Source organism: Lysobacter sp. TY2-98, from assembly GCF_003367355.1.
Lineage (GTDB): Bacteria > Pseudomonadota > Gammaproteobacteria > Xanthomonadales > Xanthomonadaceae > Cognatilysobacter.
The window spans coordinates 159106-184749 of the sequence record NZ_CP031413.1; the positions used below are offsets into that span (position 1 = coordinate 159106).

The following is a 25644-nucleotide window of genomic DNA, read 5'->3' on the forward strand; positions in this document are numbered from 1 at the left end:
TAGCGACGACACACAGCGTTTCGTACATCAGCAACAATACACATCAAATAAAGCAGGCATCGGGGACGAAACGAATGCCTGCACCAACAATGAGGACAACGGACATGCAATTCGAACTGGTCGAGAAGATGGCGCCGAATGCGGTCATCAAGGTCGTCGGCGTGGGCGGCGGTGGCGGTAATGCCGTGGCGCACATGGTCAACGCGAGCGTCGACGGCGTGGAGTTCATCACCGCCAACACCGACGCGCAGGCAATCAAGAACTGCGGCGCGAAGCTGCAGCTGCAGCTCGGTGGCAACGTCACCAAGGGCCTCGGTGCCGGCGCGAATCCGGAAGTCGGCCGCCAGGCCGCGCTCGAAGATCGCGATCGCATCATGGACGCGCTGCAGGGCGCCGACATGGTGTTCATCACCGCTGGCATGGGTGGCGGCACCGGTACGGGCGCCGCGCCGGTCGTCGCGCAGCTCGCGAAGGAGATGGGCATCCTGACCGTCGCCGTCGTGACCAAGCCGTTCCCGTTCGAAGGCCGCCGCCGCATGCAGGTGGCGCTCAAGGGCATCGACGAGCTGAGCCAGCACTGCGACTCGCTGATCACCATCCCGAATGAAAAGCTGATCACCGTGCTCGGTCGCAACGCGACGATGATCCAGGCATTCCGTGCCGCCAACGACGTGCTGCTCGGCGCCGTGCAGGGCATCGCCGACCTCATCGTCCGTCCGGGCCTGATCAACGTCGACTTCGCCGACGTGCGCACCGTCATGAGTGAGATGGGTCTCGCGATGATGGGCACCGGCGCCGCGCGCGGCGACGATCGTGCGCAGGCCGCGGCCGAAGCCGCGATCCAGAACCCGCTGCTCGACGACGTCAATCTGTCGGGCGCGAACGGCATCCTCGTCAACATCACCGCCGGCCCGGATTTCACGATGGCCGAGTTCGACGAAGTCGGCCGCACGGTCGAGCAGTTCGCGTCCGAAGACGCGACCGTCGTCATCGGTACCGTGCTCGATCCGGACATGCAGGACGAAGTGCGCGTCACCGTCGTCGCGACGGGTCTCAATCGCGCGGTCACGCGTTCGAGCAACTTCGAGCCGCAGCGTCGTCCGCAGATGCAGGTCGTCGCCACCAAGCGCGACGGCACCACCGGCATGCCGATCGAGGACATCACCAACGCGTACTCGCCGAACGTGTCGAACAGCGTGCCGAGCTTCACCAGCGGCCTGCGCACGCGTGTCGATGCCGCGCCGTCGGCACCGGCGTCGCAGCCGGCGGTCGCGGACTTCGGCGGTGACAGCTACCTCGACATCCCGGCCTTCCTGCGTCGCCAGGCCGACTGAGGTTCCGTACGCGCCGACCGCGATGCGGTCGGTCGCGGCATCCCGTCATCGGTGCACGGCACCGGTGCGGGCGCGTCACCGCCGATGCCGCGCGCATCGGGTGCTGCAGTGCGTCGCATCCGTGCGACGTCGAATACTTCGGTCGCCGTCCGTCGACCGTCGCTTGGGGTGGGATGCCTTCGGGCATCCCACCGTTTTCCGTTCGGGCTTACCGGTGGTCGGATCGTCAGCGCCGCGAACCCGTGACATGACCTCGCGTTCACGCCGGGTGCCGCTTATGTCCCGTCGGTGAAACAGCCCATGCCGGCTTTTCCGTTCAGGTTCAGCCGACCCCGTGTTAACTTTTTCGTCCGGTACGTACCAGGCTCGACCACGCCCCATGCCCCGCCAGCGAACTCTCAAGAACACCATCCGCGCGACCGGAGTCGGTCTGCACAGCGGTGAAAAGGTGTTCATGACGCTGCGCCCGGCGCCCATCGACACCGGCATCGTGTTCCGGCGCACCGATCTCGATCCCGTTGCCGAAGTGCCGGGGCGTGCGGATCTCGTTACCGAGACGATCCTCTGCACCGGCCTGAGCTGCGGCGCCGCGAAGATCCAGACCGTCGAGCACCTGCTGTCCGCGCTCGCGGGTCTCGGCATCGACAACTGCTACATCGAGCTGTCCGCGGCGGAAGTGCCGATCATGGACGGCTCCGCGGGCCCCTTCGTTTTCCTTCTGCAATCGGCGGGCATCGCCGAGCAGGAAAAGCCGAAGCGCTTCATCCGCGTGACGCGCGAGGTCGAAGTGCGCGACGGCGACAAGTTCGCGCGCTTCTCGCCGCATGACGGCTTCCGCATCGGCTTCACCGTCCAGTTCGACCATCCGGCGATCCCCGCCTCGCAATCGCGTGCGGTCGTCGACTTCTCGACCGAGGCCTACATCCGCGAAGTGAGCCGCGCGCGTACGTTCGGCTTCATGCGCGATCTCGAGTACATGCGCGAGCGCAACCTCGGCCTCGGCGGCTCGATGGACAACGCGATCGTCCTCGACGAGTTCCGCGTGCTCAACGACGACGGCCTGCGTTACGCCGACGAATTCGTGCGCCACAAGATCCTCGACGCGGTGGGCGACCTCTATCTCGCCGGCCACCCCATCATCGGCGCCTACGAGGGCTACAAGTCCGGCCACGCGCTCAACAATAAGCTGGTGCGTGCGCTTCTCGCCGAGCAGGGCGCGTGGGAAGAGGTGACGTTCACCGATTCCGAGCCGACGCCGGTCGCGTTCGGCACGCCGGGTCTGCCGGCGCTCGGGACGATCTGAGCGGGCTCGTCCTTTCCAATCAACGACTTGCATCGCGCGGCGCGGCCTTTAGGGTCGCGCCGCAGTCGTTTTGGGGGTGCGCCTCACGACCGTTCGTCGTCACGCCGGTGAATTTCCGGTGACGAATAACCCCGTCTTAACGAAACCGTCGCCTCGCTTACCGGGGTGTTAACACCCCTCGGTCATCCGCTGCGTACGATGCCGCCACCTCGCCGTCCGGCATACCACGCCGTACGGGAGGCGCATCACGCGTACGGGACTATTCGACGTCCCTCAGCGATGCCAACGCCGCCTGCAGCGCCTTCTGCGCTTCGGCGGACATGGGACGAGGTGCCCTGACCGGTCGGTCGGTGGACGTCCCCGGCGATGTCCTGATCACGACGTCGTCCGCAGCAAGCCCGAGGGAACGGGCCGCATGAAGGAGTTCCGGACCGGCCAGCCGCAGCTTGGCCTGCCAGACCGGAGCGTCGACGACAAACACGAGCCTCCCGCGATCGTAGTTCGCGAGCCGCGCATGCGCGGCCAGCCCCGCGGGCAGGCATGGGCGTAATCGACCGTCCAGGTCATCGAGCCACAGGGCTCGACGCACGGGGTCGCCGCCCGGACCCTCCAGCAGCGCATCGAGCGGTGCACGGGCGGGACCGGTGGCCTTCTTCCGGGATCTGGGCGTGGAATCTGACATCGGACCTATGACCGTTTCGACCATCGTAAATCCCCGCGATCTCATCAGCGATGCGCTCGCCTTCCTCGGCGAACGCGCGGCCCGGCGCCCGGCGCTGGCGCTTTCCGTCTTCATGGCCGGCGGCCTTGCGCTGCTGGCCGCGGGCGGTGTCGCCGGCTCGGCGATCTCCCGTCAGCACTACCAGCAACAGATCGCGCGGCAATCGCCCGCGCAGGCGCAGCGCGAAATCAACGCGCTCGCAGCGCGCGTCGGCGAGCTGCAGGCCCAGGCCAACCGTCTCAATGCGCTAGGTGACCGACTGACCCGCATGGGTGGCCTCAAGGACGGCGAATTCGACTTCGACCGCCCGGTGGGCGTCGGCGGCGCGGGTCCGGTCCACGACATGCCCAAGGCCGAGCTGGGCCAGAGCCTCGACCTGCTCTCGCGACAGCTGCGCAGCTCGGGCGATCAGCTCACCGTGCTCGACACCCTGCTGACCGACCGCCAGCTCACGCTCGCCTCCGTGCCCTCGCGCGCGCCGGTGCGCGACAGCTACGTCACCTCCGGCTTCGGCGATCGCGCCGACCCGATCGCGGGCGGCGGCGAGTTCCACAAGGGCATCGATTTCTCCGCCAACACCGGCGACCCGGTGCTGGCGGTCGCGGACGGCGTGGTCAGCTTCGTCGGCCAGCGCTCGGGCTACGGCAATGTGGTCGAAATCGACCACGGCAATGGCTACGTGACGCGCTACGCGCACAACTCGCAACTCGAGCGTCGCCAAGGCGAACTCGTCCGTGCGGGCGATGAAATCGCCAAGGCAGGCTCGACCGGCCGCTCCACCGGCGCCCACGTGCATCTGGAAGTCTGGCAGGACGGTCGCGTGGTGAATCCGCGTCCCTTCCTTCAGGACGCGCTGCGCGGCTGACCGGCAACCGGCTGGCTTGCAAACGCCGCCGACCGCCTCCAGCTACAATCCGCGATGCCGTAAAAGGGCGCCCAGCGCCCTTTTTTATTGGTGGCGACGTTCGAACGTCGCTGCAGCCCCTTTTTCAACCGGTCCGTCATGCTCAACAGCCTGCTCACCCGTGTCTTCGGCAGCCGCAACGAACGTCTCCTGCGCCAGTTGCAGCGCTCCGTCGACAAGATCAACGCCCTCGAGCCGCAGATCCAGAAGCTCAGCGACGAGGAGCTGAAGGCGAAGACGCCGGAGTTCCAGCAGCGCATCGCCAACGGCGAATCGCTCGACAAGATCCTTCCCGAAGCCTTCGCGGTCTGCCGCGAGGCCTCGGTGCGCGTGCTCGGCATGCGTCATTTCGACGTGCAGCTGATCGGCGGCATGGTGCTGCACCTGGGCAAGATCGCCGAGATGCGCACCGGCGAAGGCAAGACGCTGACCGCGACGCTGCCGGTCTACCTCAACGCGTTGGAAGGCAAGGGCGTCCACGTCGTCACCGTCAACGACTACCTCGCCCGCCGCGACGCCGCGCAGATGGGCAAGCTCTACGGCTGGCTCGGCCTGACCACCAGCGTCGTCTATCCGGGCATGCCGCATTCGGACAAGAGCGCCGCCTACGCCGCGGACATCACCTACGCGACCAACAACGAGATCGGCTTCGACTACCTGCGCGACAACATGGCGCTGTCGAAGGCCGACCGCGTGCAGCGTGGCCTCAATTTCGCGATCGTCGACGAAGTCGACTCGATCCTGATCGACGAAGCACGCACGCCGCTCATCATTTCCGGCCCGGCCGACGAATCGCCGGAGCTCTACATCAAGGTCAACCGCATCGTCCCGAGCTTCGTCCGTCAGGCGACGGAAGAGGGCGAGGGCGACTTCTGGGTCGACGAGAAGGCCAAGCAGGTGCACCTGTCCGAAGCGGGCCAGGAGCACGCGGAAGAGTTGCTGCGCCAAGCCGGCATCCTCGGCGAGGACGACGAGCTGTACGACCCGCGCCATCTCAGCGTCGTGCACCACCTCAATGCGGCGATGCGCGCGCATTCGATCTATCAGCGTGACGTCGACTACATCGTGCGCGACGGCGAAGTCGTCATCGTCGACGAGTTCACCGGCCGCACGCTGCCGGGTCGTCGCTGGTCCGACGGCCTGCACCAGGCGGTCGAGGCGAAGGAAGGCGTGCCGGTCCAGCGCGAGAACCAGACGCTCGCATCGATCACCTTCCAGAACCTGTTCCGCATGTACAACAAGCTGGCCGGCATGACCGGTACGGCCGATACGGAAGCCTACGAGTTCCAGAGCATCTACGGCCTGGAAGTCACGGTGATCCCGACCAACCGCGCGATGATCCGCAAGGACCATCCGGACGCGGTCTTCCTCAACCGCAACGGCAAGTTCCGTGCGGTGATCAACGAGATCAAGACCGCGCACGAGAAGAAGCAGCCGGTGCTGGTCGGCACGACGTCGATCGAAGTGTCGGAAATGCTCAGCAAGCAGCTGACCGAAGCGGGTATCCCCCACGAAGTGCTCAACGCGAAGCAGCACGAGCGCGAGGCGCACATCGTCGCGCAGGCGGGTCGCCCGGCGGCGATCACGATCGCCACGAACATGGCCGGCCGCGGTACCGACATCGTGCTGGGCGGTTCGCTGGAAGCCGAACTCGCCGCGCTCGAAGCGAACGGCACGGAAGTCGACGAAGTCACGAAGCAGCGTCTGAAGTCGGAATGGCAGGCGCGGCATGAAGCGGTCAAGGCCGCCGGCGGTCTGCACATCATCGGCACCGAACGCCACGAGTCGCGCCGCATCGACAACCAGCTGCGCGGCCGCTCGGGCCGCCAGGGCGACCCCGGTTCGTCGCGCTTCTACCTGTCGCTCGAAGACAACCTGATGCGCATCTTCGCGGCCGACTGGGTGCAGCGCGTCATGGCGCGCATGGGCCTGAAGGAAGACGACATCATCGAGTCGCCGCTGGTCACGAAGCAGATCGCGAATGCGCAGCGGAAGGTCGAGGCGCACAACTTCGACATCCGCAAGAACCTGCTCGAGTTCGACGACGTCAACAACGACCAGCGCAAGGTCATCTACGGCCAGCGTGACGAGCTGCTCGAAGCCGAGGACATCGCCGAGAACATCGCGGCGATCCGTGGCGACGTGGTGGCCGAAACGGTCGAACGCTTCGTGCCGCCGAATTCGATCGACGAGCAGTGGGACCTGCGCGGCCTTGAGTCGACGATCGCCGAGGACTTCGGCGTGCAGCTCGACCTGGACGCGCTGGTGAAGGCGTCGCCGGAACTCGACGCCGAAGGCGTGCTGACGCACGTCGAGGACGCGGTGACCAAGCACTTCAGCGATCGCGAGCAGATGCTGGGCAGCGAGACCGCCCGCATGCTCGAGAAGCACATCATGCTCAACGTGCTCGACCAGAGCTGGAAGGAGCACCTCGCGCGCATGGACTACCTGCGCCAGGGCATCCACCTGCGCGGTTACGCGCAGAAGCAGCCCAAGCAGGAATACAAGCGCGAAGCCTTCGAACTGTTCTCCGAGATGCTGGAGAAGGTGAAGCGTGAAGTCGTGACGCTGCTGGCCCGCGTGCGCATCCGCACCGAGGAAGAGATCGCGCAGGAAGAAGCCGCCGCGCGCGCGCAGCTCGAGGCGCAGGCGCGCCAGATGCAGTTTCAGCACGCCGATGTCGGCGGCTTCAGTGCCGACGAGGAAGCGGGCGACGTGCTCGCGGCCAGCGCCGCCGCCGCGGCCGCCGGCACGATCGGTCGGAATGATCCCTGCCCGTGTGGCAGCGGCAAGAAGTACAAGCACTGCCACGGCCAGCTCGCCTGATCGGCCATCGCACGAGCGGTAATCCTCACCGGCGCGGCCTCAGGGTCGCGCCGGTGTCGTGTCCGGCCCATGGCTGAGCCGCGGCGATCGATCCACGTCGTCGCTGGCGTGATCCGCGACGTGCGCGGCCGCGTCTTGCTTGCGCGTCGGACCGAAGGCCGCGACCTCGCCGGCCTTTGGGAATTTCCGGGGGGCAAGTGCGAGCCAGGCGAGACGCCGGAACAGGCACTCGCCCGTGAACTGCACGAGGAGCTCGGCATCGATGTGCGCGTCGGCGCGCCACTCATCCGCGTTCCGCAGCAGTACCCCGACAAGGCGCTGGTGCTGGATGTCCGCATCGTCGAGTCGTGGACCGGAACCGCGCGCGGCCGCGAAGGGCAGGCGCTGGCCTGGGTGCCGATCGACAAGCTCGTCCGTTACGACATGCCGCCGGCGGACCGACCTGTCGTCGCCGCACTGCTGCAGCCGCCGCTGTACGCGGTGACGCCAGCGCTGGGCGAGGAGGTCGCGCCATGGCTCGACGCGCTGTCGCGGGCCTTGGAGGCCGGGGCCCGGCGTGTGCAGCTTCGTTCGCCGCAGGCACCGGTCGCCCGATGGGCGCAGGCGGTCGGCGCCGCTGTGGCGCTCTGCCGAGCGGCGGGCGCCGAGGTGCTGCTCAATGGCGAGATCGCGCGCGCGCGTGAGCTGGGCGTCGGCGTGCATCTGCGGGCCGCGCAGCTGGCCGACATCGGGGCTCGCCCGTTACCTGCGGACGTGTCGGTGGCCGCGTCCTGCCACGACGCCGCGGACCTCGCGGCCGCCGAGCGTCTGGGTTGCGACTTCGCGGTGCTCGGCCATGTCGCGCCGACGCCGTCCCATCCCGATCGCCTGCCGATCGGGTGGGCAGGTTTTGCGGCGTTGCGCGAAACCGCATCGCTGCCCATCTACGCGATCGGCGGCGTCGGCCCGTCCGACGTCGAGTTCGCGCGCGCGCACGGTGCCCAAGGCGTGGCCGGCATCCGCGGCTTCTTCGGCCCGGCGCCGCTCGGCTAGGCTGGCAGCGGAGGTGGCCATGCAGCCCTACGTGATCGGCCTGACTGGCGGCGTTGCCTCGGGCAAGTCGGAACTCACCCGCCTGTTCGAGGCCCGCGGCATCACGATCGTCGATGCGGACATCATCGCGCGCGAGGTCGTCGCGGCGGGAAGCCCGGGCCTTGCGGCGGTGGTCGCCCGCTTCGGCGCGGACGTGCTGCAGGCGGACGGCCAGCTGGATCGGGCGGCCCTGCGGCGCCACGTGTTCGAAGCGCCCGATGCCCGCGCCGCGCTGGAAGCCATCGTCCATCCGCGGGTGCGAAGCGCGATCGAGCAGCGATGCCGCGAGGCGACGTCGCCCTACGTGATCGCGGCGATTCCCTTGCTCGCCGAAGGCGGCGGCCGCGCGGCGTATCCGTATCTGGCGAGGATCCTGGTCGTCGATGCCCCGGTCGACGTCCAGCGCGAACGCCTCATCGCACGCGACGGCATCGACGCCGCGTTGGCCGATCGAATGATCAACGCACAGGCCAATCGCGCGCAGCGGCTGGCGATCGCGGACGACGTGGTGGTCAATGGGAACGAGCGCGAGGCGCTCGGGGCCCTCATCGAGGCGCTCGATGCGCGCTATCGGCGATTCGCGGGCGCGTAGCTCACGCCAAACTGTGGCTCAGCGCAGGTGGGCAAACCGCAGGTAGCCGTCGACCAGCGCCTCGCCCCAGAAGAAGACGATCCAGCCGGCGACGGCCAGGTAGGGACCGAACGGGATCGGTGTCGCGCGATCGCGTCCCTTCACCGCCAGCCAGATCGATCCCACGATCGCGCCTACCAGCGACGAGATCAGGATCGTCGGCAGCACGCCGCGCAGCCCGCACCAGGCCCCGATCGCGGCCAGCAGCTTGAAATCGCCATGGCCCATGCCTTCCTTGCCGGTGAGCTGCTTGAACAGCCACCACACCGACCACAGGCTCGCGTAACCCACCGCCGCGCCGATCAACGCCGGTTTGGCGGCGATGTAGAGGTGGTCCGACGCCGCGATCAGGCCCAGCCACATCAGGGGCAGGGTCAGCGAGTCCGGCAGAAGCTGCGTGCGCAGGTCGATGCCGGACATCGAGATCAGGAAGCCGGTGAACACCATCGCGCCGAAGCCCTGCCAGCCGAAGCCGAAGCGTGCAACGCACGCGACGAACAGCAGCATCGTTAGGAGTTCGACCAGCGGGTACTGCGCCGAGATGGGCGCCTTGCAGTAACGGCACCGCCCACGTAACGCCAGCCAGCTGAAGAGCGGGATGTTCTCGTACCAGCTCAGCACGTGTTTGCAATGCGGACAGTGCGAGCGCTCGACGACGATGCCGGGAGGCGACGGGTCGTAGACCTCGTCGAGCCCGAGTACCTCGCGCGAGTCGCGCTTCCATGTCCACTCCAGCCGCGCCGGCAACCGGAGGATCACCACGTTGAGAAAACTGCCGACGAGCAGGCCGAAGCCTGCTACGAGCGGATAGCCGAGTTGTGGATTCTGATCGAGGAACGCCACCGGTCAGCCGACGACCGAGGCCAGCTTGAAGATCGGCAGGTACATCGCGACCACCATGCCACCGACCACGACGCCGAGGAACACCATGATCATCGGTTCCAGCAGGCTCGACAGCGCGTCGACCGCATTGTTGACCTCCTGCTCATAGAACTCCGCGACCTTGAACAGCATCGTATCGAGCGCGCCAGCCTCTTCGCCGATCGCGGTCATCTGGATGACCATGTGTGGAAACAGATTCGTCTGCTTCATCGCGACATTGACTGGATAGCCGACGGCGACGTCGTCACGCATGCGCAGCACCGCTTGTTCGTAGACGATGTTGCCCGTGGCGCCCGCCACGGTATCCATTGCCTCGACAAGCGGGACGCCCGCGCGGAAGGTGACGCCGAGCGTGCGCGAGAAACGCGCAATCGCCGAGTTGTGCATGATCTGGCCGATGACCGGCACCTTCAAGATCAGGCGATCGAGGAAGTGTTGGAAGGCCACCGACCGCTTCTTGGCTGCGATGAACGCGACCACCGCACCGATGGCACCGACCAGCATCAACCACCACCACGCCACCATGAATCGACTCAGGTTCACGACCATCTGAGTGAATGCAGGTAGATCCGCACCGAAACTCTTGAATACGTCTTCGAATTGGGGAACGACGAATACCAGCAAAATCGCGCTGACGAGAAGGGCCACGGCAACGACCATGATCGGATAGAACATGGCCTTCTTGATCTTGCTCTTAAGCGCTTCAAGGTTTTCCTTGTACGTCGCAACGGTGTCGAGCACCGTCTCGAGTACGCCTGCCGATTCGCCGGCGCGCACAAGATTCTGGTAAAGCTCATCGAAATAGACCGGATGCTTGCCCAACGCCTCCGAGAATGACTGGCCGCCCTGGATGTCGGCGCGGATCGTGTTGACCAGCTTCTGAATTCGCGGGTTCTTGTTGCCGTTCGCGATGATTTCCAGTGCGCCAACGATCGGAACGCCCGACTTCATCATGGTCGCGATCTGACGACTGAAGATCGCAATGTCACGTGCCTTGATCGCACTGCCGGCGGCGCCGAACAGGGGTTTTCCCTTCGGCTTCACCGTCTGCGGAGTGATGCCCTGGCGACGCAGCTCCGCCTTGACGAGGTTGATGTTCTTCGCGGGCGTCTCGCCCTTCATCACCACGCCACGCTTGTCCTTGCCGACCCAGGTGAAGGTCTGCATTCCGTCACCGGCGCGGGCGGTGGTCTTGGCTGTCGAGCGGCTCGCGGACATGGCTCAGTCCCTTAATCCTTTGTGACGCGGTTGATTTCGGCAAGGCTGGTGACGCCGTTCCGGACCTTCAGCAGGGCCGACTGGCGCAGGTCCCGGATCCCGGAGCGCTGCGCTGCAGCCGCGATCTGCATGGCGTTGCCGCCCTCGAGGATGATCGCCTGAATCTCTTCGGTCATCGGCATGACCTGATAGATGCCCGTCCGCCCCTTGTAACCTTCCGTGCAGTCGGGGCAACCGACAGCTTCGTACACCGTGAAGCCCGTCGCGATTTCTTCGGGCGTGAACCCTTCGGCGATGAGCGCGTGCTCAGGCAGCTGCGAGGGCCGCTTGCAGTCATGCAGGCGCCGGGCGAGGCGTTGGGCGATGACCAGCGACACCGAGGAGATGATGTTGAAGGGCGCGATGCCCATGTTCATCAGGCGCGACACGGTCTGCGGCGCGTCGTTCGTATGCAGCGTCGACAGCACCATGTGGCCGGTCTGCGCTGCCTTGACGGCGATCTCGGCGGTTTCGAGGTCGCGGATTTCGCCGACCATGATCACGTCCGGGTCCTGGCGCAGGAAGCTGCGCAACGCGGCCGCGAAGGTCATGCCGCGCTTCTGGTTCTGCTGCACCTGGTTGATGCCCGGCACGCGGATTTCGACCGGGTCCTCGACCGTTGAGATGTTGCGCGTCTCGTCGTTGAGGATATTCAGCGCCGTATAGAGAGACACCGTCTTACCCGAGCCGGTCGGGCCGGTCACGAGGACCATCCCGTACGGCTTGGCGATCGCCGACAGGAACAGGTCGCGCTGGTCGTCCTCGTAGCCGAGCTTGTCGATACCGAGCTTCGCCGCGCTGCCGTCGAGGATACGGAGCACCACTTTCTCGCCGAACAGGGTTGGCAGGGTGCTGGCGCGGAAGTCGATCTGCTTGGTCTTGGACAGGTTGAGCTTGATGCGGCCGTCCTGGGGAACCCGCTTCTCGGCGATGTCCAGCTGCGCCATCACCTTCAGGCGCGCGGCGATACGCGTACCGAGCTTCTGCGGCGCCTTCGCGGCCTGCTTGAGGATGCCGTCAATGCGCATGCGCACGCGGTAGTCCGTCTCGTACGGCTCGAAATGGATGTCCGACGCGCCGCGACGGATCGCATCGACCAGCACCTTGTTCACGAAGCGCACCACCGGCGTGTCGTCACCCTTGGCGTCGACGCCGGAGTCGCCACTCGCGCCAAGATCGTCGTCCTTGCCGACTTCCAGGTTTTCCAGGCCTTCGTCGTCGTCGCCGCCCTCACTCAGGCTATCCGACGTCTCAGCCCACCGATCAAGGCACCTCGTGATGGTGTCCGCGTCGACCAGAATCGCTTCGACTGCGAGATTGGTCTGGAATTTGATTTCATCGAGCGCGTGCGAATTCGTCGGATCGGTAACGCCCACGAATAACCGATTGCCGCGTTTGAACAGCGGCAGGACGCCGTGTTTGCGCAACAGCTCTTCGTTGACCAGCTTGATCGCCGACTGGCCGGGGTCGAACGCGTTCGCATCCAGCAGAGGAACGCCGAACTCGACGGAGTTGGCGGCGGCCATGCTCGCGGCCGAAACGAGCCGGCGATCCGACAGATAGGTCGCGAGCGGCTTCTTTTCGGCGGTCGCAGCGGCCATGGCCTCGCGGGCGACGCTCTCGTCGAGCGCGCCGTCGAGAACCAGACGACGGGCAATGCCCGTGATGCCCACCAGATTGGCGGCGACGGCGGTATTCATGTTGACCCTTTTCCAGCCCCTTTACCGACTCTAGCGCAAAAACAGCATGAAGCTGTGCGGACGCGTCCGCTTTTTGACGGTCCTGACGGGACGGCCTTCCGTCCCCAGAAGCGGGGTCGGTAGGCCAGTTGCCGGCTCCGCAGCTGCTGTCCAACCCTCACGCGTTGCGCACAGGCGCGTGACGCGCCACGCTAGCCGCCGGTCCCCCCTGCAGGTCGCCAATGCGCGTTTCTGTCGTTCTGCCAGCAAAAAACGAGGAACAGGGCTTGGCCCGCACCCTGCCGGGCCTGCGCGCGCTATGGCCGGATGCAGAACTTATCGTGTCCGATGACGGGTCGACCGACCGGACCGCAGTCATCGCCGCGGAACACGGCGCTCGTGTCGTCCGTGCGCCCTACTCAATGGGCAACGGCGCCGCAATAAAGCGCGGTGCCCGTGCCGCGACGGGCGAGGTCATCGTATTCATGGATGCCGACGGCCAGCACGACGGCGTCCATCTTGAGGCACTGCTCGCCAAGCTCAGCGACGGTTACGACATGGTGGTCGGGGCTCGGAATGCGACCGGGCAAGCCAGCCGGGGTCGAGGCCTGGCGAACGGTCTGTATAACAGGCTGGCCAGCTGGATGACCGGCCACCGTATCCTCGATCTCACCTCGGGATTCCGTGCGGTGCGCGCCGATCGCTTTCGCGAGTTCCTGCACCTGCTCCCTAACGGCTTCTCCTATCCGACGACCTGCACGATGGCCTTTTTCCGCAGCGGATATCCAGTGGCGTACGTGCCTGTCCCGGTAGCGCGACGGGTCGGCCGAAGCCACATTCGACCGCTGCGCGATGGCGTGCGCTTCCTGCTGATCATTTTCAAGATCGCGACGCTCTACTCGCCGTTGAAGCTGTTCGCACCGGTGTCCGTGGCGTTCGGAAGCGTGGGGCTTGCGTATTACGCCTATACGTTCAGCACGCAACATCGCTTTACGAATATGAGCGCCCTCCTGTTCAGTGCTGCGGTCATCGTGTTCCTTATTGGACTCGTGTCGGAGCAGATTACGAGCCTCACCTACCGGCGCGACGGCTAGGCATTTGTCGCGGCCACGCATCCTGCTGGTGACGCGAAACCTGCCGCCGTTGCTCGGTGGCATGGAGAAACTCAATCTCCGCATGGTCCGCGGACTGGCCGAGTGGGCCGACGTCGAGGTGGTAGGCCCCTCGGGTGCAGAGTCGTTGCTCGCGCCACTGCCGGTCTGTGAAGTCGCGCCGGCGCCGCTCCGCGCGTTCGTGCCGGCGGCAGCGGTTTCGGCGATCGCTACGGCGCGGCGCGTACGGCCGCAGCTCGTCGTTGCCGGCAGCGGCCTGACCGCACCGATGGTTTGGATGGCGGCCCGCGCCGTAGGCGCCCGAAGCGCAGCCTACGTACACGGCCTCGATTTGATCGCACCTCACGTTATCTACCGATCGCTATGGATTCCTGCGATCCGGGCGATGGACGTCGTGGTTGCCAATAGTCGGAATACGGCCAGCATCGCAATGGCGAACGGCGTGCAGGCCGCACGGTTGAGCGTGGTGAATCCGGGCACCGATCTCGCTTCGCCGCGACCCGGCGGACGGGAACGCTTCCGTTCCCAGTACGGTTTTGGTGATGCGCCCGTGCTGCTATCCGTCGGCCGCCTGACCGCACGCAAGGGCCTGTTGGAATTCGTCACGAACGCGTTGCCCGCGATCGCAGGCGCGCGGCCCGATGTTGTGTTGGCCGTGATCGGCAACGAAGCACCGGACGCGCTGCACCGCGTTGGCGGGGGAAGCGCGGCACTGCTGGAGGCCGCGTCTCGCGCCGGCGTTGCATCCGCTGTGCGACTGCTGGGCCCGTGCAGTGACGACGCTCTCGACGACGCTTATGCCGGTGCTGACCTTCACGTCTTTCCGGTACGTGCCGTCAAGAACGACGTCGAGGGATTCGGTATGGTCGCAATCGAGGCCGCAGCGCACGGCCTAGCGACCGTCGCGTTTGACGTCGGCGGTGTTGGCGATGCGATCACGCCTGACACCGGGGCACTTCTCCCGCCAGAGGACTACCCGCAGATGATTGCCGTGGTCCTGCGACATCTCGAGGGCCGCCACGACCGTGAGCGTTGCCGCAGCTCGGCCGTGGCCTTTGCATGGTCGCGCTTCGACAACGAGATTCGTCAGATTCTCGAACCCCAATGCGGACTTTGACGCAAGTTCGCCTCGACGAAGCACATCGTCAGGCCACGCTTACGACTCCGATGTCGCTGTGCCAACGCAGAAGCTCAATGCACTCACCAGCCGTACCGCGGCTGCTTTGAACGCGAAGGGCATCGGGATGCGTAGCATGTGATCGACGCTGGCGGCCAGCCACGAGAGCCGCGGTTCTGCGATGCGCGCAATCAGCCTTAAGGATGGGTGCCGCCGCGAATCAATCGCGGCATAACCAAGCGTGATGTATGCCTCTGGGAAGCGACGGGCGAATTCGGCCGCCGAAGGTCCACCCGCTTCGCGCATCTTAGCGCTGACACCAACGAGTGTAAGTTCGTCGAGGTGCCTCACACGCGCTCGTCCGGCCCACTCGACGCGGCCCCAGGTCGCGAGACGCAGCAGCAGATCGCGATCCTCGAAGCCGTAGCGTCGGTACCCCGTGTCGAAACCACCGACACGCTGAAACGCATCGCGCAGCACCGCAAGGTTCTGCGAACTTCCGGCGTGTGTAACGCCTTGCGCATGCTGCCGCGCGCGGCGCGCGGAGGCCATCGTCTGGTATCGCGACCAGAATCCCGAGTCGCGGCCGGTGACTTCACCTGTACTTGCAACGGCGCCAGCGGTGAGTACTGCGTAATGGGCTTCGATCATGTGCCTGTCGACAGGCACGCAGTCGCAATCCATGAACACGATGATGCTGCTTCGCACGGCAGCAGCTCCCGCATTGCGTGCTGCTGATCGGCCGGCATTGCGTGGCAGCGACAGCAGCCTCACGCGCTCGTCCGCGCAGCGCTTCAATAGTTCGGCGGTATCGTCATCCGATCCGTCATCAACGAGAACGACCTCGAGCTCGCAGCCGGCGGGAACCACCTGATCGAGTATGGCTTGGGCCGCCGAGACGCCACGTGCGCCGTCCCGATATACCGGAATGACGACGCTAATCATGTCCATCGGTGGTCGCGTCTTGCGCTGGGAGATCGGGCCGGGGACGGGTGATCTCCGGCATCGACGCGCCTCGACAGTCTGTTCCGAGTCGAGATTTCGGACGACCCAGAAATGCGGCCGCAGCATTCAGTCCCGGTGTCCGTGTTCGGACGGCGGCTCGTCTGACACAGGATGCGCATGTCAGTAATGCATCCTCAAAGCACGCGCAACATAGGGTCGCCACATGCGGTCAACAAATACCCAAGATGCCCACATCAGTCCAAGCCGCGGGCAGTCTTTCTGGATACGCCAATATTCCTTCATGGTGACGAGCTTTCTTTTGCGGCTGACGCCGCCGTCCTGGATCCTGACCAGCACCTCGTCCACAAACGTTGCCGTAGTCGACGGCGGCAGCCGTAGCATCCATTCGTAATCTGCCGCGACGCGATACCGCGGGTCGAATAGTCCGACTTGGCCGAAGAGGCGTCGCGCATGCAATGCGCCGGGGTGACAAATTCCCATGCGACGGGCGACACCGCGGTAGCTCCACTGTTTCCCGATCACGCCAAGTGAGCGCCCGTCCGCTGCAACCACTTTCCCCTTGAAGCTGATCAGGTCGCTTCCGCACGACGTGAGTTCGCACAGCCTCCGGACTGCGCCGGGCTCTAATGCATCGTCGGCACCTAGGAATGCAATGTAATCACCTTGGGCCCGCATGACGCCCTTGTTCCACGCGTCATACAGCCCCTTATCCGGCTCCGACAGCCAGAAGCCCAGTTCGCGCTGTCGCGCCGAAAGGACCTCAATCGTACCGTCGTGAGAACCACCGTCGATGACAATCACCTCGGCATCGGCGCCCAGTTGCGAGGTAATGGAATCGAGGCAACGCTCGAGCGTATCCGCCGCGTTATACGTGGCAATGACGATACTGATGCGCGTCATCGCGGCTGCTGCACTCGCGCCTGCAAATACGCGAGAAGCTGGTCGCAGAGGAGTCGTAAGCGACGTTTCCCCGCTTCGATTGCCGCTTCGCGATCAAGGGCGTGGGGTGACGTGGAGAGCAGGGTGGTTGTCTGCGCGACGAGGTCACTTGCCGACCCGGGTACGAAGTATGCGCAGGGGCCTTCCGTGATCTCGCGGTTGACGGGAATGTCGGAAAGAATGGTAGGGATTCCGAGCCCCATCGCCTCGTAACACGCGCCGCCGCCGGGGCCACCTTCATAAAGCGTTGGTTGCCAGAGCACACGGCAGCTGCGGAGCAACGCAAGTTGCTCCGGCTTCGGCACCAGTCCGAGGACATGGAGGCGATCAGCGATGCCGAGCTCGCTGGCGAGCGACACGAGGCCCCGGAAGTGCTCGGGATCGCGGAAGTCGACCGGGTCACCCGTGCACACGAGTTGCCACTCCCGAAACTCATCGATACGGATCAGGCTGGCAAACGCGCGTAGGGCGGTCGCGTGGTCTTTGTGCTTCCAGAAATGGTTACACACCAGCACGAAGTCATCACCGATGGCGTACTTGGCGCGGACGCTCGTTGGATCGCAGTCGAACCATTCCGGAAGCGCATAGGGCGTAAAGCGCATGGCGAGGATTCGCTCGCGCGGGACTCCCAGCAGCGCGACACACTGGTCCGCGACCGCCCTGGAGTTGACTACCAGCCCCCCGGTTGCCCGTGCGATGCGGCGGAACGCCCGGTCGCGACGTCGCCGGATTCTCGGCGAAAACAAGTCGGGCATATCGATGTGCTGAAAGTCGAACACGTAACCGGTCCAGGGCGGCGAACGCTGTGGAAGGGCAAGGAACGATGGGAAGACGATGTCGGCGCCGATACCGTTCGCGTGCCGCGCAATGTCGGCTGCGCCCGTTCCGATCCTTGCACAGTTCGTTGCCCCGATCATCTTCTCGGCGGTAACCAGCAGTGCATCCTGGCTGCCGCGCGCGAGAAGTGCGCGCTTCTGCGGGCTGGCGAAAATTCCGAGGTTGCGCGAAAGGCGGTCGAGCCAGCGCCGCTTCCATGAGGGCTTGGGAAGCGCGTAGTGGATTTCCACGGTGTCCGGGGCGTGGGCCAGTGCCGCCACGATCATGCGGATGAGGTCGAGCCCGCCATTCCATCGGACGAAACCGTGGAGCGGAACGAGTATCTTCATGCCCGAGGCGTCTGCCGCCGGGCAGGCACGCCGATCCACGTTCCCGCTTCGTCGATGTCGCGTGTCACGACGGCGCCGGCTCCGAGTACGCAGCCGGACGCGACACGAACGCCTTCGAGGATGACGCAGCCTGCGCCGACGAAGGTGCCTGCACCGATTCGTGCGTCTCCCGATATGTGCGCGCCCGGGCACGCCGTCACATAGTCGCCCACCTGCGCACCGTGGCCGATGGTGCTACCGGGATTGACCTGCACAAATTCACCGAGCTTGATGCCGGTCGTCAGCGACGCCATCGGATAGATGATGCTGCCGTCGCCCACGAGTGCCGCACCGGGCCTGCTATCCAGACTGGCGCGTGCGTGCGTTACCGCGGGAAAGCGCCAGCGCGCATGTCGGACGCGCTCATGGATACGTTGGCGAATCCGGCAGTCGCCCACCGCGATATATGCCTCAGCGTCCACGTCGGACAGCCGCGAGATAGCGTCGTCCTCGGCCATCCACTCGCCGAATTCCGCAGGGAGGCCGCGCTGGCTGGGTGAAGGTTCGCGTGTGACGAAGATGCACTCGCACGAGCGTGCCGATTCCTGCGCAAGCAGCCACATGAGTTCGCTTGGCACGCCGCCAGCGCCAAAGATCAGCTTCATCGGGCGGAGAAGAACTTGCGGATGTGGTCGCAGATCGTGTCAAGCGCGTCGTCTGGAAGACGGTGCCAGCTGGGCAGGTTGATTCCTCGTGCGGCGATGTCCGTTGCAATCGGAAATGCTTCCTCCCCCGACCGGTACATCGGCATGGTGTGTACGGGGTGGAAGATGGGGCGGGTTTCGACACCGGCTTCAGCGAGGTGGGTGCGAAGTGGATCGCGCAATTCCGCTGTTGGGGTCAACACGGTCACCATCCAGTAGGACGGCTCTTCACCGGTCGTCTGCGCCTGGAAGGTGAGGGGCGTATCCGCAAGGCGTTGGCGGTATGCGTCTGCAAGGCGCCGCTTCATCTCCAGGATCGAATCGATGCGCTCAAGCTGCGCGGCGCCGATCGCCGCGCAGATGTTCGTCATGCGGTAGTTGTAACCGACCACGTCGTGCCAATACTCGCGATCCGGGGCAAGTCCTTGGCCGCGGAGATGGCGCACACGCTCGTCCACGTCCGCCAAGCGCGAAAGCACCATGCCGCCTTCGCCCGTCGTGATCGTTTTATTGCCGAAAAAACTGAACGTGGAGAGCAGGCCGAAGGTTCCGACGTGGGCACCTTGGTATCGCGTTCCTATCGCCTCGGCGCAATCCTCGATCAGCACCAGGCCGTGCTGTTCGCAAACCGCTGCGAGCGCATGCAGGTCGCAACTCCCGCCGTACAGGTGCACCGCCAACACGGCGCGCGTCCGCGGGCCGACGTGGTCCAGAAGCGACGCGGACGATAGCTGCCACGTATCGGCAAGCGAGTCGACAAAGACCGGGGTTGCGCCGACATAGCGGATCGCATTGACGGACGCTACGTAGGTGAGCGTGGGGACGAGCACCTCATCGCCAGGGCCGATGCCAGCGGCGAGAAGCGCAAGGTGGAGGGCGACCGTTCCGTTCGAAACCGCCGCGGCGTGCGGACTTCCGGTCCAATTTGCGAAGGCTTGTTCAAACTCGCCCAGGAAGCGGCCTTTCGAAGAAATCCACGTGCTGTCGATGCAGTCGAGCACGTACTCACGTTCGCGCCCCGAAAGGTCCGGCTGGTAGACAGGTATGCGATACATGCGCAGCTCTTAATAGTGTTTCTTCAGGAAAGCGTTTCGGACAAGCCATCGGCCGAGCAGCGCCGTCGGGAACAGACTGATTGAAACGTAGACGAAAAAAGTTGCCCAGGGGGCCGCAGTCGCACCGAAACGACCGATCGCCCATGCCTTGGCGGCGAGGCACGCGGCAGCCAGCACGAGCGCGACGATGACTTGGTACCGCATGACGCTGGCCGCGTTGAAGAACGTGGAAATCGCCCCGCCCACTGCGTCGGCGACGGTCCAGAGTGCGAAGCCGAGGATCAGGCCTGTACTGGCCTGCTGCAGCACGGCGACTCCGTGTTCACGGCCTAACATCAGTCCCACGGCCAGGATGCTGCCAGCAACGACCGCATACAGCAGCGCGCCGATCACGGAGCGCCGAAGCGTAGTTGACACCCATTGCCGGTGGCCGGCTGCAAGAGCTTGTCGATACGTGGGCCAGAGCGGCGCCCACAGCAGGCCAAGTGACAGGGAAACGATCGAGAAGGCGCGTTGCACGACAGCGAAGCCGCCCGCGGCTTCGGGACCGGCCAAGCGGGTAATCAATGTGAGATCGAGGCCGAAAGCGACAGCGGCCGCCAGCTGCAACACGAAGAACAGCTGTCCCTCCCCGCGGATCCGTGTTTCCAGATCGTGCAGGTTGGCGGCGGAGTTCCATGGAGGCAGTCGCGTCGTCAATTCGATGGTGGACGCCACTGCTCCTAGCAATGGCCCAGCGACCGCCGCTGTTACCAGAAGCAGAAGACTCGAGGTGTGCTGCGCGATAAGTGCGATCAGTGCCAGTGAAGTGGCCTGCGCGAGCGCCTGCCAGCGAAACGCCCGCCCGCCCTCGCCAATGCCCAAAAGAACGCGAGTGGAGAGATTCAACGGAATGCCTACAACGATCGCGCTCGCAACAACGGCCACGCACAGTCGCAATTCGCGCTCCGGAATCTCCGGGAGGTGCAGCAGACGCCCCCATGGCAGCAGGAGCACCAACGCTGCCGAGACGATCGCGACCTTGGCAGCGATCCGTAACAGCGAGCGGCGCGCGGCATCTACGATCACTCCCACTTCTTCGTGTGCTTCTCGTCCGCGCGCGCCGGCAACGAGGTTCATCGCGCCGTTGCCGAAACCGAAGTCGAGAAAGCCGCCGAACGTAGTTAGTGAAACGAGAGTCGCCCAGACGCCGAATCGAAGGGGGCCGAGTGACGCGAGCGCGAGGGGCACCGAGAGCAGCAAATTCCCGGCGCTCGCAGCCTTGGCGACAGCGGACCACGCCCCGTCGCGGAGCAAGTGGCGACCACGGTGTCCGATGAGCGAGGACAGGATGTGCGCGGCGCTCGCTGTCGCTTTCATTCGAGCAACTGGCGGTAAGCCGCCACCGTACGGCGGAGGCCTGTGTCCAGGTCCGTCCGCGCGCGCCATCCCATTGCATCCAGCTTGGATGTGTCCAGCCGTTTGCGTGGCGTGCCGTCGGGACGGCTCGCGTCGAATGTGACCGTTCCCGTGAAGCCACACGCGGCGGCGATTCGCCGCGCAAGCTCATCGATGCTCAATTCCTGCCCGGTCCCGACATTGATGGGCTCGTCGGACTCGTAATGGTGCATCAGGTGGATGAGCGCATCCGCGAGGTCGTCCACGTACAGGAACTCGCGCAGAGGTGTTCCCGTCCCCCACACGACAACCTCGCGATCGCCTGTCTGTACCGCCGAGACGAAGCGACGGATCAGACCCGCGACGACGTGTGAGCCGTCGGCGTCGTAATTGTCGCCCGGACCGTACAGGTTGGTGGGCATGGGAACGATCGCATCGAATCCGTACTGGCGCCGATACGCTTGGCACATGGCGAGGCCGGCAATCTTCGCGATGGCATAGGCTTCGTTGGTCGCTTCGAGGGCGCCCGTCAAAAGCGCATCTTCCCGGATCGGCTGTGCTGCGAACTTTGGGTAGATGCAGGACGACCCCAGAAAAAGCAGCTTGCTTACGCCGTGCTTCCACGCCGAGTGGATCACGTTCGTCTGGATCGCAAGGTTGTTGCGAATGAACTCCGCGGGAAAGCTCGCGTTGGCCTGAATTCCGCCTACGTGCGCTGCGCACAGGAAGACATAGTCAGGACGCTCGTTGGAGAAGAAGTCGTCCACCGCAGCCTGATCGGCAAGGTCGAGCTCGTTGCGCCCCTTGACGATTGGCGGCCGCGCACCTTGCGCGTGGAGTGCGCGCACCACGGCACTCCCCACAAGGCCGCGGTGCCCGGCCACGAAAACCTTGCGTCCCAGGTCGAATGCCGTCATCCGCTCACTCCTGCGGCATGTTTGCCCGGAAGCCAGCGCCCGTCACAAGGGCGTCCCGCTGAGCCAGTTGCAGATCCGCAGCAACCATTTCATTGACGAGGGCCTCGAAACCGATCCGCGGCTGCCAACCCAACTGGATGCGTGCCTTGGTGGCGTCACCGAGAAGGGTGTCGACTTCGGTGGGACGGTAGTAGCGCGGATCGATCGCGACGATCACTTGTCCAACCTTCGCCTGCGAGTCGCTGGTGACGCGGCTGACGACGCCGCGTTCGTCGACGCCAGTACCCGTCCAGGCGACCGTGATGCCGAGCGCCGCCGCAGCCCGCTCCACGAACTCACGCACGGAGTGCTGCACCCCGCTGGCGATCACATAGTCCTCGGGCTGGGGCTGCTGCAGCATGAGCCACTGCATTTCGACGTAGTCCCGCGCGTGGCCCCAGTCGCGTCGCGCGTCGAGGTTGCCCAGATAGAGCTGATCCTGCTGGCCGAGATGAATCCGCGCGAGCGCGCGCGTGATCTTGCGTGTCACGAAAGTCTCGCCACGAATGGGCGATTCATGGTTGAACAAGATGCCGTTGCACGCATAGATGCCATACGCTTCGCGGTAGTTCACCGTGATCCAGTAGGCGTAGAGCTTGGCGACACCGTAGGGCGAGCGCGGGTAGAACGGCGTTGTTTCCGTTTGGGGTGTTTCAGCCACCTTGCCGTAAAGCTCGGACGTGGATGCTTGGTAAAACCTCGTCTTCGACTCGAGCCCCAGGATGCGAATCGCCTCTAGTAGGCGCAGAGCTCCCACACCGTCTGCGTTCGCGGTGTATTCGGGCGTCTCGAACGAAACCTGGACGTGGCTCTGGGCCCCGAGGTTGTAAACCTCGTCCGGCTGCACGTTCTGCAGAATGCGGATGAGATTGGTTGCGTCCGTGAGGTCGCCATAGTGCAGGACGAGGCGCCGGTCGGCGTCGTGGGGGTCCTGGTAAAGGTGATCGATGCGCTCGGTGTTGAACGACGACGCACGCCGCTTTAGCCCGTGGACCTCGTAGCCCTTTGCAAGTAGCAACTCCGCCAGGTAGGCACCGTCCTGGCCGGTGATGCCGGTAATCAAGGCTCGTTTCATATGCGCGCCTAGTAGGAGAGCGCGAGCGTAGCGCGAAGCTGACCGGCGCGCAGCTTGTTTTAGTGACGCCCCGCCCGCCCTAGTGCCCGTCAACAGGAACTGAGCGCGGCCGTTGCGGCACCCGCCGCTGCGCAGATTCCGGGATTTTCGGAGCACGCACGCGCCGCGTAGCGAATACGCTGCCGTGGTTTTGCAGACACCATGGTCGTTCGGCCCTTCCGCGCCTCAATCACCCAGGTAGGCCAAGCTCGCCGCACGCGCCGCCGCCGATCATAGCCATCGCCTTACCGACCGCACCTGTTGACTGCGACAGGAGGCAGCGCGATAGCTAACAAGAGGGCGATGATCGCGACGACGATCATCAACTCGATAAGGGTGAATCCGCGTTGGCGCATGAGCGTGGCCACGCCGAGATTGAGCGTCTTCCAGCAAGATCCGCTCCATCCATAACATGCGCCGCCGCTCGTCGGTGCCCTCCCGATCATCATTGAGCGAAGGCGCCGCTTGCTCCCTTCTGCAATCAAGTCGTCGTATTCGTGACTATTACCTGCACCGCAACTGCGTAGTGCCCTTGCACCGTGTTGGGCTCGTGTGCACTGCGCCCGCGGGCAAGCTCGACACACAGTCGACAGACTCGGCGGCGCTCATGCGGAGCCGGTTCGCCTGCCGCGCTCGAAGCCGCCGGCAGCCTTGTCCGCAGCCCATTGCTAGCGCTGCTTTCCCGTACGCGGTATCTGCCGCAAGCGGGCGACCCAGTCAGCGCTTCCCGCCTCGGTCAGCTCGCGGAACATTCTTTCGGTGTCCGCGTCTCCTTCAGGCGACAGTTCGACCGAAAGCTTCAGGTAGCGCAACGCGTCTGCTGGACTCTGACCGTTGTTATAGATGTATGCGCCGAACCGCCGGTAATCGTTCGCCCCAAAGGATCCGCGCGGAGCGATGGCGTTGATGAGAGCCGTCATGCCCTTGCTGTCTAGCGGAATGCCGTTGTCGGCGTCGTTGAGCATGGTGCTAAGCATGAATTGGACCTGCAGCGTGACCGGCTGCCTTTGCGCGCTCCGCACAAGGTTGTCCCAGTCGCGCGAGGTCACATCCCCTCGCCGCGTCTTGTAAATAACCACGTTCGAGTAGCCGGCGGGCGTACCGGTGCGCCGCGAGGCTGCTTCATTGGCATCGATAGCTTGCTGGTAAAGCGGGCTGCGCGGATCGCCGCGGGAAGCCTCGTAGTACGCGCCGGCAAGCGCGAGCCCAGCGCGTGGCGAGTCAGGTCGAATGGACACCGAATAGCGCGCGAAGCGGATCGGGTCGCCCCACTCGTAAGCACGCAGGATCGTGCAGCCTGTCGTGACGCACAGGGCTAGAGCCGCAAGAGCCCAATCGAGCCGCCGAGATTTGGCGTGCTGCCATCCTAAGGCCCAAAGGTCGCCAACGGCGAGCACTATGCCGATCAGCGGAAACTGGTTGCGGTGTTCGAATACCAGTTCGAGATTGAGTACGTTACTGGTGATCACGTGGCCAGCGAAGAAGAGCAGTATCCCTAGAGAGAACAGGGGGCGGCGGGCGCGCCAGGCCCACGCCCAGACGAGGAGTGCCGCCAAAACGAGCATCGACGCGGCTGTCGTCCACGGATCAAGCACGTTGTGGGACACCGGAAAGGTGTCGTAGTAGAAGGGGAGGTTGGCCGGGGCGGGGAACAGTGCCTGGCCGATGTACATCACTAAGACGCGGGCCTGCGTCAGCAGTCGCTCCACGCTGGAGAACTGCCGGCCTGGCACCGTCTGCTGATGCCAGTTGTGCGGCAGCACATATAGCGTGAACACGATCAGTGATATCGCGCCGAGCGCCAGAAAGCTCCAGCGCAGGACGCGCGATTGGACCGGGATGCGCGCTGTGAACCTCAGCAGCGTCACTTCCAAGGCAAGCGCGTAGAGCGGGTATAGGGCGGCGTCTTCCTTGCTGGCCACGCCGAGCACCATGAACAGTGCTGCGTAGACCGCGTAGCCACGGCTGCGCTCGCCGTTGATCTGCGCCTGACGCATTCGCACGTACGCGATGAGCGCAAGCACGGCAAATAGCGTCACCAACGTCTGCATCCGCTGGACGACGTAGAAGACGGACGACACCTGCAGCGGATGAAGTGCCCAAAAAGCGGCAAGCGCCAGTGCTGCGGCTGCGGCTCGCCGAGGTGGTCGTCCCGCCTGTATCAGCAAGAGGTAGATGAGCCACGCGAGCGCTATGGTGGTCGCCGCGTGGATCGCGAGGTTCGTGGCCTTGAAGGCGCGGGGATCCATTCCGCTCCGCCAACCGTCGAACGCGAACGTGGCCATCGACAGCATGCGCGACCCATGTCCGGGTTGGAAGCTGTAGACCGCGTACGGCACGTCGGCGAGCCTTAGACGTGATAGGTGCAGCGCCGCGTTCTGGACGATGTTCGGTTGGTCATCGAGGATGAAGCCGCCACCGAGGCCAAGCGACAGGGCAGCGATCGCTCCAAGGGCGACCAGCACCGCGCCCATTAGGACAAACCGACCAGGCTCCGTGTTACGCCAACCGTCGAGTCGGGCCATCCGCAGCTGCCTCCACGCACATCACA

At 64.9% G+C, this 25644-nt stretch carries 21 protein-coding genes and 1 pseudogene; 8 read left to right on the forward strand and 14 right to left on the reverse strand.

Features of this window, described 5'->3' with window-relative positions:
- Nucleotides 1–104: 104 nt before the first annotated feature.
- Nucleotides 105–1334, forward strand: coding sequence for a cell division protein FtsZ (gene ftsZ / locus DWG18_RS00810; RefSeq protein ID WP_115644628.1), 1230 nt, complete (start codon nucleotides 105–107; stop codon nucleotides 1332–1334).
- Nucleotides 1335–1713: 379 nt separating this feature from the next.
- Complete coding sequence (gene lpxC / locus DWG18_RS00815; RefSeq protein ID WP_115644629.1) at nucleotides 1714–2637, forward strand: UDP-3-O-acyl-N-acetylglucosamine deacetylase; 924 nt, start codon at nucleotides 1714–1716, stop codon at nucleotides 2635–2637.
- Between the two features lie 259 nt (nucleotides 2638–2896).
- Here lpxC and DWG18_RS00820 read toward each other — a convergent pair whose 3' ends face one another.
- On the reverse strand, nucleotides 2897–3343 hold the full coding sequence (locus DWG18_RS00820; RefSeq protein WP_240318559.1) for a DUF721 domain-containing protein: 447 nt from the start codon (nucleotides 3341–3343) through the stop codon (nucleotides 2897–2899).
- Between DWG18_RS00820 and DWG18_RS00825 the strand changes: the two genes are divergently transcribed.
- The 4 genes from DWG18_RS00825 (at nucleotide 3327) to coaE (ending at nucleotide 8751) form a co-directional block, all read left to right on the forward strand.
- On the forward strand, nucleotides 3327–4223 hold the full coding sequence (locus DWG18_RS00825; RefSeq protein WP_115644630.1) for a M23 family metallopeptidase: 897 nt from the start codon (nucleotides 3327–3329) through the stop codon (nucleotides 4221–4223). The two genes, DWG18_RS00820 and DWG18_RS00825, sit on opposite strands and share 17 nt — an antisense overlap.
- Nucleotides 4224–4361: 138 nt before the next feature.
- Complete coding sequence (secA, locus tag DWG18_RS00830; RefSeq protein ID WP_115644631.1) at nucleotides 4362–7088, forward strand: preprotein translocase subunit SecA; 2727 nt, start codon at nucleotides 4362–4364, stop codon at nucleotides 7086–7088.
- Between the two features lie 69 nt (nucleotides 7089–7157).
- Nucleotides 7158–8120, forward strand: coding sequence for a Nudix family hydrolase (locus DWG18_RS00835; protein WP_115644632.1), 963 nt, complete (start codon nucleotides 7158–7160; stop codon nucleotides 8118–8120).
- Between the two features lie 19 nt (nucleotides 8121–8139).
- Complete coding sequence (gene coaE / locus DWG18_RS00840; protein WP_115647960.1) at nucleotides 8140–8751, forward strand: dephospho-CoA kinase; 612 nt, start codon at nucleotides 8140–8142, stop codon at nucleotides 8749–8751.
- A gap of 18 nt (nucleotides 8752–8769) precedes the next feature.
- Here coaE and DWG18_RS00845 read toward each other — a convergent pair whose 3' ends face one another.
- The 3 genes from DWG18_RS00845 to pilB are packed head-to-tail and all read right to left on the reverse strand — an operon-like array spanning nucleotide 8770 to nucleotide 12602.
- Nucleotides 8770–9633 (reverse strand): A24 family peptidase, encoded by an 864-nt coding sequence (locus DWG18_RS00845; RefSeq protein ID WP_115644633.1) that lies wholly within the window; start codon nucleotides 9631–9633, stop codon nucleotides 8770–8772.
- Nucleotides 9634–9636: 3 nt separating this feature from the next.
- The gene (locus tag DWG18_RS00850) at nucleotides 9637–10890 is read right to left on the reverse strand and encodes a type II secretion system F family protein (RefSeq protein WP_115644634.1); all 1254 of its coding nucleotides are present in this window, start codon (nucleotides 10888–10890) and stop codon (nucleotides 9637–9639) included.
- Nucleotides 10891–10901: 11 nt separating this feature from the next.
- Entirely contained in the window at nucleotides 10902–12602 is a 1701-nt protein-coding gene (gene pilB, locus DWG18_RS00855; RefSeq protein WP_115647961.1) for a type IV-A pilus assembly ATPase PilB, read from the reverse strand.
- Nucleotides 12603–12850: 248 nt separating this feature from the next.
- Between pilB and DWG18_RS00860 the strand changes: the two genes are divergently transcribed.
- The gene (locus DWG18_RS00860; RefSeq protein ID WP_115644635.1) at nucleotides 12851–13702 is read left to right on the forward strand and encodes a glycosyltransferase family 2 protein; all 852 of its coding nucleotides are present in this window, start codon (nucleotides 12851–12853) and stop codon (nucleotides 13700–13702) included.
- A 61-nt stretch (nucleotides 13703–13763) separates the two neighbouring features.
- A complete protein-coding gene (locus DWG18_RS00865; protein ID WP_162823628.1) occupies nucleotides 13764–14837 on the forward strand; it encodes a glycosyltransferase family 4 protein in 1074 nt (357 codons plus the stop codon).
- A 39-nt stretch (nucleotides 14838–14876) separates the two neighbouring features.
- Here DWG18_RS00865 and DWG18_RS00870 read toward each other — a convergent pair whose 3' ends face one another.
- From DWG18_RS00870 to DWG18_RS00915, 10 genes and pseudogenes are all read right to left on the reverse strand, one after another.
- Nucleotides 14877–15788 carry a glycosyltransferase gene (locus DWG18_RS00870; RefSeq protein ID WP_162823629.1) on the reverse strand — a complete coding sequence of 304 codons (912 nt, stop codon included), beginning with the start codon at nucleotides 15786–15788 and terminating at the stop codon, nucleotides 14877–14879.
- Between the two features lie 174 nt (nucleotides 15789–15962).
- Complete coding sequence (locus tag DWG18_RS00875) at nucleotides 15963–16703, reverse strand: glycosyltransferase family 2 protein (protein WP_115644638.1); 741 nt, start codon at nucleotides 16701–16703, stop codon at nucleotides 15963–15965.
- A complete protein-coding gene (locus DWG18_RS00880) occupies nucleotides 16700–17908 on the reverse strand; it encodes a glycosyltransferase (protein WP_162823630.1) in 1209 nt (402 codons plus the stop codon). The genes DWG18_RS00875 and DWG18_RS00880 overlap by 4 nt, the downstream gene beginning before the upstream one ends.
- On the reverse strand, nucleotides 17905–18552 hold the full coding sequence (locus DWG18_RS00885) for a DapH/DapD/GlmU-related protein (protein WP_115644640.1): 648 nt from the start codon (nucleotides 18550–18552) through the stop codon (nucleotides 17905–17907). Before DWG18_RS00885 ends, DWG18_RS00880 begins: the two co-directional genes overlap by 4 nt.
- Nucleotides 18549–19646 carry an aminotransferase class I/II-fold pyridoxal phosphate-dependent enzyme gene (locus DWG18_RS00890; protein ID WP_115644641.1) on the reverse strand — a complete coding sequence of 366 codons (1098 nt, stop codon included), beginning with the start codon at nucleotides 19644–19646 and terminating at the stop codon, nucleotides 18549–18551. The genes DWG18_RS00885 and DWG18_RS00890 overlap by 4 nt, the downstream gene beginning before the upstream one ends.
- 9 nt (nucleotides 19647–19655) lie before the next feature.
- Entirely contained in the window at nucleotides 19656–21005 is a 1350-nt protein-coding gene (locus DWG18_RS00895) for an oligosaccharide flippase family protein (RefSeq protein ID WP_115644642.1), read from the reverse strand.
- Nucleotides 21002–21940, reverse strand: coding sequence for a GDP-L-fucose synthase (locus tag DWG18_RS00900; protein ID WP_115644643.1), 939 nt, complete (start codon nucleotides 21938–21940; stop codon nucleotides 21002–21004). Before DWG18_RS00900 ends, DWG18_RS00895 begins: the two co-directional genes overlap by 4 nt.
- Before the next feature lie 4 nt (nucleotides 21941–21944).
- On the reverse strand, nucleotides 21945–23054 hold the full coding sequence (gene gmd / locus DWG18_RS00905; RefSeq protein WP_115644644.1) for a GDP-mannose 4,6-dehydratase: 1110 nt from the start codon (nucleotides 23052–23054) through the stop codon (nucleotides 21945–21947).
- A 314-nt stretch (nucleotides 23055–23368) separates the two neighbouring features.
- Nucleotides 23369–23449, reverse strand: a pseudogene (locus DWG18_RS00910) (prepilin-type N-terminal cleavage/methylation domain-containing protein); the annotation flags it as partial.
- A gap of 312 nt (nucleotides 23450–23761) precedes the next feature.
- The gene (locus tag DWG18_RS00915) at nucleotides 23762–25567 is read right to left on the reverse strand and encodes a hypothetical protein (RefSeq protein WP_115644645.1); all 1806 of its coding nucleotides are present in this window, start codon (nucleotides 25565–25567) and stop codon (nucleotides 23762–23764) included.
- Nucleotides 25568–25644 lie beyond the last annotated feature (77 nt).

Bases quoted from the DNA above. Each gene is read 5' to 3' on its own strand.
- ftsZ (WP_115644628.1), top strand. From the start codon at position 105: ATGCAATTCGAACTGGTCGAGAAGATGGCGCCGAATGCGGTCATCAAG.
- lpxC (WP_115644629.1), top strand. From the start codon at position 1,714: ATGCCCCGCCAGCGAACTCTCAAGAACACCATCCGCGCGACCGGAGTC.
- DWG18_RS00825 (WP_115644630.1), top strand. From the start codon at position 3,327: ATGACCGTTTCGACCATCGTAAATCCCCGCGATCTCATCAGCGATGCG.
- DWG18_RS00820 (WP_240318559.1), bottom strand. From the start codon at position 3,343: ATGGTCGAAACGGTCATAGGTCCGATGTCAGATTCCACGCCCAGATCC.
- secA (WP_115644631.1), top strand. From the start codon at position 4,362: ATGCTCAACAGCCTGCTCACCCGTGTCTTCGGCAGCCGCAACGAACGT.
- DWG18_RS00835 (WP_115644632.1), top strand. From the start codon at position 7,158: ATGGCTGAGCCGCGGCGATCGATCCACGTCGTCGCTGGCGTGATCCGC.
- coaE (WP_115647960.1), top strand. From the start codon at position 8,140: ATGCAGCCCTACGTGATCGGCCTGACTGGCGGCGTTGCCTCGGGCAAG.
- DWG18_RS00850 (WP_115644634.1), bottom strand. From the start codon at position 10,890: ATGTCCGCGAGCCGCTCGACAGCCAAGACCACCGCCCGCGCCGGTGAC.
- DWG18_RS00860 (WP_115644635.1), top strand. From the start codon at position 12,851: ATGCGCGTTTCTGTCGTTCTGCCAGCAAAAAACGAGGAACAGGGCTTG.
- DWG18_RS00865 (WP_162823628.1), top strand. From the start codon at position 13,764: ATGGAGAAACTCAATCTCCGCATGGTCCGCGGACTGGCCGAGTGGGCC.
- DWG18_RS00870 (WP_162823629.1), bottom strand. From the start codon at position 15,788: ATGGACATGATTAGCGTCGTCATTCCGGTATATCGGGACGGCGCACGT.
- DWG18_RS00875 (WP_115644638.1), bottom strand. From the start codon at position 16,703: ATGACGCGCATCAGTATCGTCATTGCCACGTATAACGCGGCGGATACG.
- DWG18_RS00880 (WP_162823630.1), bottom strand. From the start codon at position 17,908: ATGAAGATACTCGTTCCGCTCCACGGTTTCGTCCGATGGAATGGCGGG.
- DWG18_RS00885 (WP_115644640.1), bottom strand. From the start codon at position 18,552: ATGAAGCTGATCTTTGGCGCTGGCGGCGTGCCAAGCGAACTCATGTGG.
- DWG18_RS00890 (WP_115644641.1), bottom strand. From the start codon at position 19,646: ATGTATCGCATACCTGTCTACCAGCCGGACCTTTCGGGGCGCGAACGT.
- DWG18_RS00895 (WP_115644642.1), bottom strand. From the start codon at position 21,005: ATGAAAGCGACAGCGAGCGCCGCGCACATCCTGTCCTCGCTCATCGGA.
- DWG18_RS00900 (WP_115644643.1), bottom strand. From the start codon at position 21,940: ATGACGGCATTCGACCTGGGACGCAAGGTTTTCGTGGCCGGGCACCGC.
- gmd (WP_115644644.1), bottom strand. From the start codon at position 23,054: ATGAAACGAGCCTTGATTACCGGCATCACCGGCCAGGACGGTGCCTAC.
- DWG18_RS00915 (WP_115644645.1), bottom strand. From the start codon at position 25,567: ATGGGCGCGGTGCTGGTCGCCCTTGGAGCGATCGCTGCCCTGTCGCTT.